Source organism: Cereibacter sediminicola (genome assembly GCF_007668225.1).
GTDB classification, from domain to species: Bacteria; Pseudomonadota; Alphaproteobacteria; order Rhodobacterales; family Rhodobacteraceae; genus Cereibacter_A; species Cereibacter_A azotoformans.
Map to the genome: position 1 here is coordinate 1 of NZ_VDEK01000055.1, position 11910 is coordinate 11910.

An 11910-nucleotide genomic window follows, 5' to 3' on the forward strand; every position below is an offset into this window, starting at 1 on the left:
AATCTCAGTGGAAACTACGCGCCCTCCCGGGTCAGTTCTGCGTGGAAATCAACAGTCCGTTCCTCTTCTTGGGCCGGACTCCAGTATCAGATGGAAGAAGGGTCGGGGTCAGAGCACGGGCATGTATTACCAAATGCGTCACGTCCCACGCATTCAAAATCACCCCAAGACATTGATGGAAATGAAATTTCGAAGGAGAAGTGGCGCACCCGGAGCGATTCGAACGCCCGACCCTCAGATTCGTAGTCTGATGCTCTATCCAGCTGAGCTACGGGTGCGTGTTGACCGTCGTTTAGCCGGGAGTGCTGGACAACGCAAGAGCACAGGTGAAGATTTTTTGTCCGCACCAGTCGGATGTGCTCTGACCCCCAACGTTCATCCAGCGAAAACCAGAGCCGGCGTGTGACAACTACCCGCTTGCGCGGAGGGAGCAATGGGCGAGCAGCGGAACGCTTTCGTTACGTGGAACTGGCCGCCCATTGCGGTGAGTTGGGCGGCGAAAGCCGCAGGAGTCTGGCAGTCGGGGGCTGAATGTGGGCGCGCGAGGTTGTAGTCGGCCACCCAGCGGGCGACGGCCTCGCGGGCACGATCCAGTCCGACGAACAGCGTCTCGTTCAGGAGTTCGTCTCGCATCTTTGAATTGAAGGCCTCGCAGATGCCGTTCTGCATCGGCTTGCCCGGCGCGATGAAGTGCCAAGCCACGGCCGTCTCCTCGCTCCAGGTCAGCATCGCGATCGAGGTGAACTCGGTGCCATGATCGCTGACGATCAGGTCGGGCTTGCCACGCCGAGCGATTAGCGCCGTCAGTTCCCGGGCGACGCGGCAGCCCGAGATCGAAGTGTCGACCACCGCGGCGAGGCATTCCTTCGTCACGTCGTCGATCACGTTGAAGATGCGAAACCGCCTGCCTTGGCGAACTGGTCGCGAACGAAGTCGACCGACCAGCGCGGGTTCGGCGTGGCCACCGCAAGCAGCGGCGCCCGCGTCCCGGTCGCCTTCATCCGCCCCCGACGCTTGCGCACGATGAGTCTCTCCTCGCGATAGAGCCGTTGGGTCTTCTTGCGGTTCACGACATGTCCCTCCCGCCTGAGCAGAACGTGCAGCCTCCGGAAGCCGAACCGGCGCTGTTCGGATGCCAGCGCCCGCAGTCGCTCACGCAGATCGCGATCATCGGGTCGTCGGCTGCGGTAGCGGATCGAGGTCCGGTCCGCGCCGATCACGGCACACGCCCGCCGCTCGCTCATCTCGTGGTTCTCCACGAGGATCGCAACGGCTTCGCGCCTGGCGGCGGGCGTCACCACTTTCGCGACAGGAGATCCTTCAGTGCAGCCTGATCAAGCAGGGAGTCTGCCGGCAGCCGTTCAGACGGCCATTCTCCTCCTCGAGCACCTTCAGCCGCTTCGCGTCCGACACTCCATGCCGCCGAACTTGGCCTTCCACGCGTAGAAGGTCGCGCTGCTGATTCCATGCCGACGGCACAGTTCCGCCGTCTTCGCACCGGCTTCCTGCTCCCGCAGAATGCCGAAGATCTGCTCGTCAGTGAACTTCGATCTCTTCATGGTCCGGTTCTGTTCTTGGGCCGGACTCCAGTATCAGATGGAGGAAGGGTCGGGGGTCAGAGCACGGTCACACCGCCATGCGCGCGATGGCATCCACGCTCCTGTCGGGCGTCTGCGGGGCCCGTCGCCTCCTCGCCCGAGATCCAGGCGTCGAGTGCCACGCGGCCAACGCTGTTCGCCGGCGAGGAGCTCTGGCGGGGGCAGATCGAGGCGCCGCGCGAGACGGCCGAAGTCGGCAGGATCGAGTCCGAGATAGGCCGCAGCGAGGTCGGCTCCCAGAAGCGCCTGCCAGCCGGGCAGGTCGGAATATCGAAGAGGCTTTTCTCGCTTCGTGCGCAGTCCCGGTTCAGCGCGGTCGAACTGCCGCGCGGAGCGGGAAGTGGACGCGCTCGACCAAAGACAGAAACGGCCACGCCATCCCGGGACTGCGGCGGGTTGACGCGGGCGTGCCAGCGAAAACCGTAGCGAAAAATCGGAATCGGGTCACGACGTGGAGCTGCCTGCGGGCGCGGCCTCAACAAAACAAGGGCTTTGAGTGGTACCGACTCCCCGGCTCGAACGGGGGACCCCCAGATCCACAATCTGGTGCTCTAACCAACTGAGCTAAGCCGGCACTCGCGGCCATTTAGACGCCGGGAACGCGGAATGCAAGAGGGCATCGTTCATCACAGAATGATCTCCCACTCCTGTTCGATGACGTCGCGGCCGAAGGAGTGAGCCGGGTGCGAGGTCACCAGACGGAACCCCACGGAGAGGTAGAGCGCCTCGGACGCGCGCTGCCCGTCAAAGGTCCAGAAACCGATGCTGCCGTAGCCATGAGCGCGGGCAAACCCCATCGCCTCCTGCAACAGGCGGCGGCCGATGCCGCGGCACCGCATCTCGGGCTCGACGAGGAACAGACCGATCTTCGCGCTCTCCTCGGTCAGGCGCGTGCAGAGCAGACAGCCCACGCGGCGCCCGTCGAGCGCGGCGATGAAGGCCCGCTCACGGACCGGATCGCGCATGCGGATGAAGCGGGCCATCACTTCGGCCACCTGCGCCTCGAACGTCATGTCGAAGCCGGCCTCGACCGCATAGATCTCGGCGTGACGGGCCACGATCCAGCCCGCGTCGCCGATCTCGAGGTCACGCAGTTCCAGTTCCTCCAGCATGCGCGGGCCCTCCCCGTCTGATCATGGGGCCGCACCCGTCGCCGATCAAGGCGGCGCCTTGCCAGCGCGACCGAAGGGCGCTACGCCCACGCAACTGGCATCGGAGGACAGGATGGGGATCGACAAGCAGAGCGAGATCGCGGCGAACCTGCAGATCGGGCCGACGTCGCTTGGCATGGTGCGGATCTATATCGAGGGCGATGGCGTCGATCTGCCGCTGGATTTTGACCCGGACGAGGCCGACGAGATCGCCGAAGAGCTGCGCGCTGCGGCCGAGCGGGCGCGGGCGATGGGCAAGCAGGGCGATTCGCGGGGGCCGGGGAAGCGGACCTGACTACCCGGCCAATGAGCCCGGATCGCGCAGGCCCTGCAGGCGCAGGGCCGCATGCCGCGCGAAGGCCTGGATCAGCGCCTTGCGCCGCGCCGGAGCAAGCTTGCCTTCCGGCGCCATCCGCAGGATGTCGGCGTCATAGGGGTCGGTGAGGATGAGGCCCGCGTCGGCGGGCAGCAGGTCGAGCGGGAAGGCCTGATCCACCGCAAAGAAGAAGCGGTCGCACCAGTCGAGATATCCCTGCCACTTGCGGTCCGACAAGAAGTCGGCGCGCGAGGATTTGCACTCGATCACCCAGATCTCGCCCTTCGGGCCGAGCGCCATGACATCCACTCGCAGACCGGGCGTCGGCACCAGCTCGACCACCGACACGAAATCGAGCCCGCGCAGGTGACGACAGACCCCACGGGCGAGCCGCTGGCCCGGCGCCAGCGCCGCGAGACCGGAATCGGGTAGAGAAGCCGTTTGCATCCGGCGATCATGAACGGAAAGAGAACGGAAGTCCATGCTCCGGCGGGGGACGGATCGCTTCGCGCTCCCTTGCCGCGCCGGGCCCGAGGCCCTATCTAGAGCCTTGGCGGGTTCTGCCCCTCTCGTGTGTGGTCCTTTTCCAGTGGCCGATAAGCATCTCCGAGGGAGCTGGCTCTGCCAGGGCCGTGGCTCTGGTATCTGGCGACCACCTGAAACTCAGGCTCTCGGGAAACGCACGCCACCACGGTTGCCGCGGTTCCCGCCGCTTTCCCCACGCCCCGAAGGTCGTGGGCCTGCCGGCGCAGGAAAGGGGGCGAGTGTCCCCGCCCCCCGTTTCCTCAGAAACCGTAGACCAGCGACACGCCGAGCTTGTTGTCGGTGCGGATCGCGCGCGCTTCGTTGTAGTCGGTGAGGTAGCTCACCCGGGTCGAGAAGGCGTCGGTCATGCGGAAGTTCACGCCGAAGTCGTTGTTGACCCGCAGCGCCTCGCTCGATTCGAGAACGTCGGTGTCGTTCGTCAGGAACACGTTCTCGTTGAAGCGCCAGAAGAAGCGGGACGAGGCGATGTAGCCCGTCTCGGTCTCGTCGCGGCCGTCCCCGAACTCGAGATAGCTGACGCCGATACCGGCCTGAACCCGCCAGGTCATGTCGGGGCGGTTCACGACGCGGTAGCCCGGACCGAAGCCAATGAAGCCATCGGTCTTGACCCGCTCGCCCAGCGGCACGTCGGCCAAGTCGCCCGTCACGTCGAGTTCGTCAGCGAGGCCGTTGAACTCTGCCCGGCCCAGCACGAAGCCGTAGAACTGCTCGTTGAAGTAGTAGTTGCCCTCATAGACCATGAAGATGTCTTCCTGGTCCGAGTTTCCGTCGGTCTCGGCATAGTCGAGCACAAGCCCGAAGTTCTGGACGAACGGCCCTTGCGCGTGACGCAGGCGGGCGCCGATGGTGAGGTTCTGCTCGTCGGTGTTGCCGTCCGAGCCGCTGTAGCCGACCGAGGCGCTGCCCGAGAAGCCCGGCCGGAACTCGGGGTTGCCGAAACGGTAGGGATCCTCGGCCTCGGCGATGTCGTCCTGGATGTCTTCCTCAATGTCCTCGAGCCGGTCTTCCAGTTGCCGCGTGCCGGTGAGCGTGCCCACCTGGGCATGCACCGCAGTCGTGCCGATCAGCAGGGCCAGGCCCGTCAGGCCGGCGAGGCGGATGTTCTCTTTCATGCTTGTCCCCTTTGTCAAAGGTATGCCGCTGAATTACGGCCGGCATGTGCTGCCGAGAGGACAACTGCAGGTGGTGGGTGCTGTTCCTCGACGCCCCGGCGCGGACACCGGACCATGTGTCACTTTGGCAACAGGGAGGTTGGGGCGCTTGCCATCGCGCCAGCCCCAAGTGGCTGGCACGAAAGCAGATTCCGGGAATGTCAGGCTCAGCGCCGCTTTTTGTGATCGCGCGAAACCGGAATCGGAATGGGAACCAGTTCGGCGCGAATCGGCCGCAGGCGGCCCCCCGGCGGAGTGCCGTCCTCGGGATCGGCCATGCGCATCACGGCGATGGCGAACTGCACCCCGGCGAAGACGACACCGTTGAACATCACGAGCATGAGGCCGCCGAGCCAGCCCATGTCGGTGTGCAGCACGAGATGCCCCAGACCCGCAACATCCATCGCGACAAGAGCCACGACGAAGGCGAGCGAGATCCCGAAGCCGATGAGGACATTCACGATATAGAGACGGACAAGCTGTGGCATGATCTGGGCTCCTTGCGACCACGATACCGCCAGTCATCCGGCAAGCCACAAGAATCTGCATCTGGCGCGCAGGATTCTCGTCCCCCCGCACCGGTCCGCGCGATCGGTGTGCGCCCCCCAGAAGGGACGCCTCCGCCGCGGTCCGGGGCAGTGCCGCTCCGGTATCATCGCGCTAACAGGAGCTGCGGAGGCTTTGTTCCCGAGCCTGTCCAAAGGATCATGGGTCCCGCGCCGGCGGGTGGCTCAGCCCTGCGGAAAGGCTTCGGGCTTGGCCTCGCGAGCCATGTGATCGAGGACGGCATTCACGAACTTGGGCTCGCGGCCATCGGGGAAGAAGGCCTTGGCGATGTCCACGAACTCGTTGATCACCACCTTGGGCGGCGTGTCGCTCTCGAGCAGCTCCGAGCCCGCGGCCCGGAAGAGCGCGCGGATCACCGGGTCGATCCGGTCGATCGGCCATTTGGCAACCAGCGCCCGGTCGGTCAGCTGGTCGATGCCGGCCTGACGGTTCACCGCGCCCGAGACGATGCTGCGAAAGCTGCGGGCGTCGCCCTCGGCCATCTCGTCGCCCTCATAGATCGCGCCGAAGCGATGCGTTTCGAACTCCCGCGCGACCTGCTCGACCGTCTGGCCGGTGCTTTCCATCTGGAAGAGCGCCTGCACCGCATAGAGCCGCGAGGCCGATTTCATCTGCCGCCTGTCGGGTTTCACGCTCATGCTTCGGTCTTCCCGGCAAGGCGGAACTCGTCCACCGGCTTGAAGCCCATGCCCTTGCGCTGGCCCGACCACTGCCGCGAGAGGGCGATCAGATGCAGCGCGGCGGCCGCGGCCCCGCCGCCCTTGTCCTGCCCGGAGGGTGCGGCGCGCACAACCGCCTGCTCACGATTCTCGACCGTGAGAATCCCGTTGCCGATGCAGGCGCCCTGCAGGCCGAGCAGCATCAGCCCCCGGCTCGAATCGTTGCAGACCGTGTCGTAATGGGTGGTCTCGCCCCGGATCACGCAGCCGAGCGCGACATAGCCGTCGAAGTTCGCCTGACGCTCGGCCATGGCGATGGCCGTGGGCAACTCCAGCGCCCCCGGCACCTCGACCAGATCCCAGCTTGCGCCGCAGCCCTCGATCACGGCCTTGGCGCCGGCGATCAGATCGTCGGCGATGTCGCGGTAATAGGGAGCCACCACGATCAGAAGCCGGGCGGGCTTGTCAAAGGCGGGCAGCGGCAGGCTGTAATGGGATTCGGAACCGGCCATCGGTCAGACCTCGGAAATATGGTGCGTGCCGACGATGGAGAGGCCGTAGGCCTCAAGCCCCACCACCTTGGGCGCACGGGAATTGGTGACAAGCACGATCTGCGACAGGCCAAGCGCCGAGAGGATCTGGGCCCCGAGCCCGTATTGGCGCAGCGTCTGGGGCGAGGCCTCGTCATCCATCACGAGCTTCATGGCAACGTCGCGCAACAGCACGACCACGCCGCGGCCCTCCTGCGCGATCAGCCGCATGGCGCCGTGCAGATCGCCCGCATGGGCCGGGCCGATGCCCAGCACATCCTCGAGCGGGTTGAGCGCATGCATCCGCACCAGCACCGGCTCGCCGTCCGTGACATTGCCCTTCGAGAGGATCACATGCTCGGCGCCCTGCGTGTCGTCGGCGAAGATGCGCATCAGCCAGTCGCCGCCGTAGCACGAGGTGACATGCTTGACCGCCTTCTCCTTCACGAGGTTGTCATGCCGGCGGCGGTAGGCGATCAGGTCCGAGATCGTACCGATCTTCAGCCCGTGCCGCTGGGCGAAGGCCACGAGATCCGGCAGGCGGGCCATCGTGCCGTCGTCGTTCATGATCTCGCAGATCACGCCCGAGGCGTTCAACCCGGCCAGACGGCTCACGTCCACCGCGGCCTCGGTATGGCCCGCGCGCACGAGCACGCCGCCGTCGCGGGCCCGCAGCGGGAAGACGTGGCCCGGCGTCGCGATGTCCTGCGGGCCCTTGGTCGGGTCGATGGCGACAGCCACGGTCCTCGCCCGGTCTGCGGCCGAAATCCCGGTGGTCACCCCCTCGCGCGCCTCGATCGAGATGGTGAAGGCGGTCTCGTGGCGCGACGAGTTCTTCGGCGCCATGAGATGCAGGCCCAGCTGATCCACCCGCGCCGAAGGCAGGGCAAGGCAGATCAGCCCGCGCCCGTGGGTGGCCATGAAGTTGATGGCGGCCGGCGTGCACATCTGCGCCGGGATCACGAGGTCGCCCTCGTTCTCGCGGTCCTCATGGTCCACAAGGATGAACATCCGCCCGTTGCGAGCGTCGTCGATGATCTCCTCGATCGGAGAGATCGCGTCGGAATATTCGGTCTTCGTCTGGCTCATCGCATCGCTCCGGGATCAGACCTGCCCATAGCGCGAGCCCGCGCGAAAGGCCAGAGGCAGCGCCGCCCCCGCGACACCGGAGTTTCCATCCCCATGCCGTGAAGACGCCCCAATCGCAGGTCAGAAACGCTGCGTTCATCGCGGAGGACCTAATGCACGTTGCCGGGCATGTGACGGGCGCGCTGCGGCACGCTCTCTACGAGAACCGATGGCTGATCCTTGCATGCGGCGCGAACGTGCTTGCGGCAAGGCTTCTCGCGGCCGCCTATGGCCTCGAATACGAGAACAACACGGCTCTCTTCCTCCTCAAGCTGCTGGGGGTGATGCTGCCGCTCTATCTCTTTGTCATGTCGGTGGTTCTGCTGGTCGCGATTGCCCGCCAGCGCCCCGCAGGCCGACCGATCCCGCTCTACCTCGCCGAGCTGCGCCGGCACCTCTCGGACGCACCTCGGCTCGCCTCGGGCGCGGTTGCTCTCGGCGCACTCAGCTTCTTCTTCGACGCCTTCTCCTACATCAAGAGCATCATTCCGGCCGTGAACCCCTTCGGCTGGGACGCAACCTTTGCCGCCCTGGACCGCAGCCTCCACGGCGGGATGGATCCCCACCACTGGACCATGCAGCTTTTGGGCAATCCACTTGCCACGACCGCCCTCAATGGCGCCTATCACTTCTGGCTGCTGCTGCTCTATTTCGTGGTGATGGCAGGCTGCTTCACAGGCGCCAATCCCGACGCACGCCGCACGTTCCTTCTGTCCTTCACGCTGGTGTGGGGGCTTGGCGGCAACCTGCTGGCCATCGTCTTTTCTTCGGCCGGCCCCTGCTATTACGCGGCCCTCGGCCTTGGCGACCGCTACGAGCCGCTGATGCAGACGCTCCGCCAGTTCCACGAGACGAGTCCCGTCTGGGCACTCCATGTGCAGGACCTGCTCTGGACGGGCTACCAGTCCGGCGAGGGCCTGCGCGGCATCTCGGCCTTCCCGTCCATGCATGTGGCCAGCACGACGCTGATGACCCTCTATGCCTTCACGTGGCGCCGCTGGGCGGGCTGGCTGATGGTGGGCTTTCTCGGCCTGATCCTCATTGGATCGGTGCATCTGGGCTGGCACTATGCCGTGGACGGCTATGCCAGCATCGCCCTGACCGCAGCCGTCTGGTTTGCCGTCCGGCGGGTGATGGAGGGGCGGGCATCGGGCCCCGAGGCGGACCCTCAACCGGCCCGCATGTAACGGTCGGCGTCGAGGCAGGCTGCGAAGCGCGCCGCCTGCGACCATTCCCGCTCCAGCCAGCCCTCGCCCACTAGGATCACCCGGTCCGACGGGATGCGCCCCAGCGCAGCGCGCAGGAGGTGGCGCTGCTCGGACCATCCGGCGAAAGGCCGCGGGGCGGGATGAGCCGCGGCCAGCAGCTCCCGGGCCGCGGCAAGCAGATCCTCGGGCGCAAGGCGGCCCTGCGCGAGACCGATGCGCTCGGCCCCGATCCGGCCAAGCTTCTCCGACCGATCCGCCGGCATCTCCTGCCCCGGCATCACGCGCAACGCGTTCGACGAAAAGAGGAAGGCCACCACGTCATGCCCGGTCGCGGCCCGCACCGACGCGTAGGTGCGGTAGTCGAGCCCCAGCTCGGCCGCGCGGCGCACGCGCGTCCGCAGCACCTCGAGCGGCAATGTGGGCAAGAGGTCGGCCCGCGCGCGCGACCAGCAGTGCCGCCGCCAGCTTCCGCCGCTCTCGAGCGTCGGCCCGCCGTTGTGACCAGGGCCGGCGGGTGCCATCTCACGCGAACTCGTTCAGGCGCGCGACATAGCGCGCGAGCGTGTCGATCTCGAGGTTCACGCGCAATCCCGGCGCGATACCGCCCCAGGTGGTCACCTCTTGCGTGTGCGGGATGAAGTTGATCCCGAACTCGGCCCCCTCGACCTCGTTCACGGTGAGCGAAGTGCCGTTCAGCGCCACGGACCCCTTTGGAGCGATGAAGCGCGCCAGCGCCTCGGGAGCGCGGAAGGTCACGCGCAGGCTGTCGCCCTCCGGCACGGCGCGCACCACCTCCGCCACCCCGTCCACATGGCCCGAGACGATGTGGCCGCCAAGTTCGTCCCCCACCTTCAGCGCCCGCTCGAGGTTGACGCGGTGCCCCACCTGCCAGCCGCCGAGGATGGTCTTCGAGAGCGTCTCGCCCGAGATGCTGACCTCGAACCAGTTCTCGGGCGCGGTGCCGGTGGCGACGACCGTGAGGCAGACGCCGTCGCAGGCGATCGAGGCGCCGATGTCGATGGTCTCGACCCGGTAAGCCGTGGCGATGCGGGCGCGCAGGTCGCCCCTGCGTTCGAGCTCCAGAACACGGCCGATGTCGGTGACGATCCCGGTGAACATGACCTCTCCTTTTCCTGACCCAAGGCCTAGCCCCCGCCGCCCCGGCGCGCAACGGATTTGCCACATCGGGAGGGCCTGCGTTGCCTAGCCCCCCGCCCCGCCTGCCGCAAGCCGCCCTTGTGCCGAAGCGCCGCAGGCTGGGCCCCGCCCTGCGCCCCCTTGGCCCCGGCGCCTCACCCTTGTGCGGAACCGCCACTCGAACAGGCCACGACAGGACGGCCCGGTGCCGCTTCCGTTCCTGTCGAAACCTCATGGTCCCGGCCTGCACCCCCAGGGCAGACGCACGCCGCTGCCGCGCGCAGGGCTGCGGCGACAGCCACCCACTCCGCCCTGAAAATCCATTGCATCCCGCGACCCTGCAGCAACAGTCGCCGACGGCCTCGGGTCCGCGGCAGGCGGCTCTGGCAATCGGGGCCGGGTTCCGCTAGCTTCGCGCAAAAAGCAATATGACGTTACAAGGTCTGCAAGGAGCCGGGCAGTGACATTTTCGGCAGTCAGGGGCGCGAAGACGCTCACCCTTCTCTTGCTCGTGACCTCGGTCGCCGCCTGCGGCCTGCCCCGCTCGGGCCCCCACAAGCGTGAGATCTTCGCCGGCTCCATCGAGAAAGAAGGCGATGCCTTCGTGGTTCCGGTGAACCGCTTCGTCAGCAGGGTGACCGCGGTGACCCCGGCCTTCGGTTTCAGCTCGAACTTCCGCAGCGCCGATCTGATCGGCTCGGACGTGATTGCGGCCGGCGATACGCTCGGCATCACCGTGTTCGAGAACGTGCGCGACGATCCGCTGCTCGGCAACACCGGCCAGCGCGTGTCCTCGCTCGATCAGGTGCAGGTGGATGGGCAGGGCTATATCTATGTCCCCTATGCCGGCCGCATCCGCGCCGCAGGTCAGACGCCCGAGGGGCTCCGCCAGGCCATCACCCGCAAGCTCGACACACAGACCCCGGACCCGCAGGTGTCGGTCCAGCGTCTCGCCGGGGACGGCTCGTCCGTCACGGTCTCGGGCGCGGTGGGTAGCCAGGGCGTCTTCCCGATCGAGCGCCCCACCCGGACCCTTTCGGCCATGCTGGCCCGTGCCGGCGGGACCACCGTCCCCGTCGAGACGGCCATCGTGCGCGTCACCCGCAACGGAAACACCAGCCAGATCTGGCTGCAGGACCTCTATGACAATCCCGCGCTCGACATTGCCCTGCGGCCGGGCGACGTGATCGTGATCGAGGAGGACGACCGATCCTTCGTGGCTCTCGGCGCGACGGGCCATCAGACCCGTATCCAGTTCGAGACGCAGAATGTCTCGGCCATCGAGGCCCTTGCGCAGGTCGGCGGCCTCAACACCCAGCTGGCCGATCCCAAGGGGGTCTTCGTGCTGCGGGACGAACCGGCCGAGATCGCCAACAGCCTGCTGGGGCGGACGGATCTCGTGGGTGATCAGCGCATGGTCTATGTGCTCGACCTGACCCGGCCGACGGGCCTGTTCGAGGCGCGCGACTTCATGATCCGTGACGGCGATACGGTCTATGTAACCGAAGCGCCCTTCGTCCAGTGGCAGAAGACGCTCAGCGCGATCACCGGGGCGACCGCCGCCGCCAATCAGGCATCGAACGTCGGGAACTGAGCACGCGGCCGAAAGGCTACACCGGCCGCGTGATGCGGGACATCCCTCGGCAGCTCGACGATATCCCCGAGGGACCGCTGCGCGAGCGGGTGCTCGACAAGCTCGTCCTCGTGTCGCGGCGAATCGCGGGCTGGTGAACTGGCCTCCCTGCTCCATGTTGAAGATCTCCGGGAGGCCGTGCCGTCCGATGGCCTCCTCGAGTGCCTTGATGCAAAGTCGACCTCCATGGTGTTCGACAGGCACCAGGCCAGAACCCTTCGGCTCGCCCTCTGAACCGCGCCGGGTTTGCCGGAGGCCGATTTCGTTTAGTTACGCGGCCATGGGT

Annotated in this window: 12 protein-coding genes, 2 tRNA genes and 3 pseudogenes; 4 read left to right on the forward strand and 13 right to left on the reverse strand. The window is 66.7% G+C overall.

The annotated features are described in order from the left end of the window. Nucleotides 1-201 precede the first annotated feature (201 nt). The 4 genes and pseudogenes from FG154_RS19315 to FG154_RS19330 form a co-directional block, all read right to left on the reverse strand. A tRNA-Arg gene (locus FG154_RS19315) sits at nt 202-278 on the reverse strand. A gap of 97 nt (nt 279-375) precedes the next feature. Beyond that, a pseudogene (locus tag FG154_RS19320) lies at nt 376-1559 on the reverse strand (IS3 family transposase). Between the two features lie 536 nt (nt 1560-2095). Then, nucleotides 2096-2172 (reverse strand) — tRNA-His (locus tag FG154_RS19325). Between the two features lie 52 nt (nt 2173-2224). Beyond that, a complete protein-coding gene (locus FG154_RS19330) occupies nt 2225-2710 on the reverse strand; it encodes a GNAT family N-acetyltransferase (RefSeq protein ID WP_145111474.1) in 486 nt (161 codons plus the stop codon). A 112-nt stretch (nt 2711-2822) separates the two neighbouring features. Here FG154_RS19330 and FG154_RS19335 point away from each other — a divergent pair, with 112 nt between their 5' ends. Further along, nucleotides 2823-3044 (forward strand): DUF6324 family protein, encoded by a 222-nt coding sequence (locus FG154_RS19335; protein WP_145111477.1) that lies wholly within the window; start codon nt 2823-2825, stop codon nt 3042-3044. On the opposite strand, the gene FG154_RS19340 is transcribed toward FG154_RS19335, so the two are convergent. The 6 genes from FG154_RS19340 to ribB all read right to left on the reverse strand — a co-directional run bounded on the left by FG154_RS19340 (nt 3045) and on the right by ribB (nt 7607). Continuing rightward, a complete protein-coding gene (locus FG154_RS19340) occupies nt 3045-3512 on the reverse strand; it encodes an MmcB family DNA repair protein (protein ID WP_145111479.1) in 468 nt (155 codons plus the stop codon). It lies immediately after the preceding gene. Between the two features lie 338 nt (nt 3513-3850). Then, nucleotides 3851-4723 (reverse strand): DUF481 domain-containing protein, encoded by an 873-nt coding sequence (locus tag FG154_RS19345; RefSeq protein WP_145111484.1) that lies wholly within the window; start codon nt 4721-4723, stop codon nt 3851-3853. A 206-nt stretch (nt 4724-4929) separates the two neighbouring features. Beyond that, nucleotides 4930-5250, reverse strand: coding sequence for a hypothetical protein (locus FG154_RS19350; RefSeq protein WP_145111486.1), 321 nt, complete (start codon nt 5248-5250; stop codon nt 4930-4932). Between the two features lie 243 nt (nt 5251-5493). Continuing rightward, entirely contained in the window at nt 5494-5967 is a 474-nt protein-coding gene (gene nusB / locus FG154_RS19355) for a transcription antitermination factor NusB (RefSeq protein WP_145111489.1), read from the reverse strand. Next, a complete protein-coding gene (locus tag FG154_RS19360) occupies nt 5964-6500 on the reverse strand; it encodes a 6,7-dimethyl-8-ribityllumazine synthase (RefSeq protein ID WP_011907480.1) in 537 nt (178 codons plus the stop codon). Before FG154_RS19360 ends, nusB begins: the two co-directional genes overlap by 4 nt. Nucleotides 6501-6503: 3 nt before the next feature. Further along, nucleotides 6504-7607, reverse strand: coding sequence for a 3,4-dihydroxy-2-butanone-4-phosphate synthase (ribB, locus tag FG154_RS19365; protein WP_145111491.1), 1104 nt, complete (start codon nt 7605-7607; stop codon nt 6504-6506). Nucleotides 7608-7759: 152 nt separating this feature from the next. Here ribB and FG154_RS19370 point away from each other — a divergent pair, with 152 nt between their 5' ends. After that, nucleotides 7760-8833, forward strand: a complete 1074-nt coding sequence (locus tag FG154_RS19370; RefSeq protein ID WP_145111494.1) for a phosphatase PAP2 family protein — start codon at nt 7760-7762, stop codon at nt 8831-8833. On the opposite strand, the gene FG154_RS19375 is transcribed toward FG154_RS19370, so the two are convergent. Both FG154_RS19375 and FG154_RS19380 read right to left on the reverse strand, forming a co-directional pair. Continuing rightward, entirely contained in the window at nt 8815-9375 is a 561-nt protein-coding gene (locus FG154_RS19375; protein WP_145111497.1) for a hypothetical protein, read from the reverse strand. The two genes, FG154_RS19370 and FG154_RS19375, sit on opposite strands and share 19 nt — an antisense overlap. Nucleotide 9376: 1 nt before the next feature. Continuing rightward, nucleotides 9377-9973 carry a riboflavin synthase gene (locus tag FG154_RS19380; RefSeq protein WP_145111500.1) on the reverse strand — a complete coding sequence of 199 codons (597 nt, stop codon included), beginning with the start codon at nt 9971-9973 and terminating at the stop codon, nt 9377-9379. A gap of 478 nt (nt 9974-10451) precedes the next feature. On the opposite strand from FG154_RS19380, the gene FG154_RS19385 reads away from it, so the two are divergent. After that, entirely contained in the window at nt 10452-11585 is a 1134-nt protein-coding gene (locus FG154_RS19385; protein ID WP_145111503.1) for a polysaccharide biosynthesis/export family protein, read from the forward strand. After that, nucleotides 11495-11704: pseudogene (locus FG154_RS21945) on the forward strand (IS5/IS1182 family transposase); the annotation flags it as partial. The gene FG154_RS19385 and the pseudogene FG154_RS21945, both read left to right, overlap by 91 nt. Nucleotide 11705: 1 nt before the next feature. Here FG154_RS21945 and FG154_RS21605 read toward each other — a convergent pair. Next, nucleotides 11706-11851: pseudogene (locus FG154_RS21605) on the reverse strand (IS3 family transposase); the annotation flags it as partial. Between the last annotated feature and the right edge of the window lie 59 nt (nt 11852-11910).

Bases quoted from the DNA above. Each gene is read 5' to 3' on its own strand.
- ribB (WP_145111491.1), bottom strand. From the start codon at position 7,607: ATGAGCCAGACGAAGACCGAATATTCCGACGCGATCTCTCCGATCGAG.
- FG154_RS19370 (WP_145111494.1), top strand. From the start codon at position 7,760: ATGCACGTTGCCGGGCATGTGACGGGCGCGCTGCGGCACGCTCTCTAC.
- FG154_RS19380 (WP_145111500.1), bottom strand. From the start codon at position 9,973: ATGTTCACCGGGATCGTCACCGACATCGGCCGTGTTCTGGAGCTCGAA.
- FG154_RS19345 (WP_145111484.1), bottom strand. From the start codon at position 4,723: ATGAAAGAGAACATCCGCCTCGCCGGCCTGACGGGCCTGGCCCTGCTG.
- FG154_RS19330 (WP_145111474.1), bottom strand. From the start codon at position 2,710: ATGCTGGAGGAACTGGAACTGCGTGACCTCGAGATCGGCGACGCGGGC.
- FG154_RS19360 (WP_011907480.1), bottom strand. From the start codon at position 6,500: ATGGCCGGTTCCGAATCCCATTACAGCCTGCCGCTGCCCGCCTTTGAC.
- nusB (WP_145111489.1), bottom strand. From the start codon at position 5,967: ATGAGCGTGAAACCCGACAGGCGGCAGATGAAATCGGCCTCGCGGCTC.
- FG154_RS19340 (WP_145111479.1), bottom strand. From the start codon at position 3,512: ATGCAAACGGCTTCTCTACCCGATTCCGGTCTCGCGGCGCTGGCGCCG.
- FG154_RS19375 (WP_145111497.1), bottom strand. From the start codon at position 9,375: ATGGCACCCGCCGGCCCTGGTCACAACGGCGGGCCGACGCTCGAGAGC.
- FG154_RS19350 (WP_145111486.1), bottom strand. From the start codon at position 5,250: ATGCCACAGCTTGTCCGTCTCTATATCGTGAATGTCCTCATCGGCTTC.
- FG154_RS19335 (WP_145111477.1), top strand. From the start codon at position 2,823: ATGGGGATCGACAAGCAGAGCGAGATCGCGGCGAACCTGCAGATCGGG.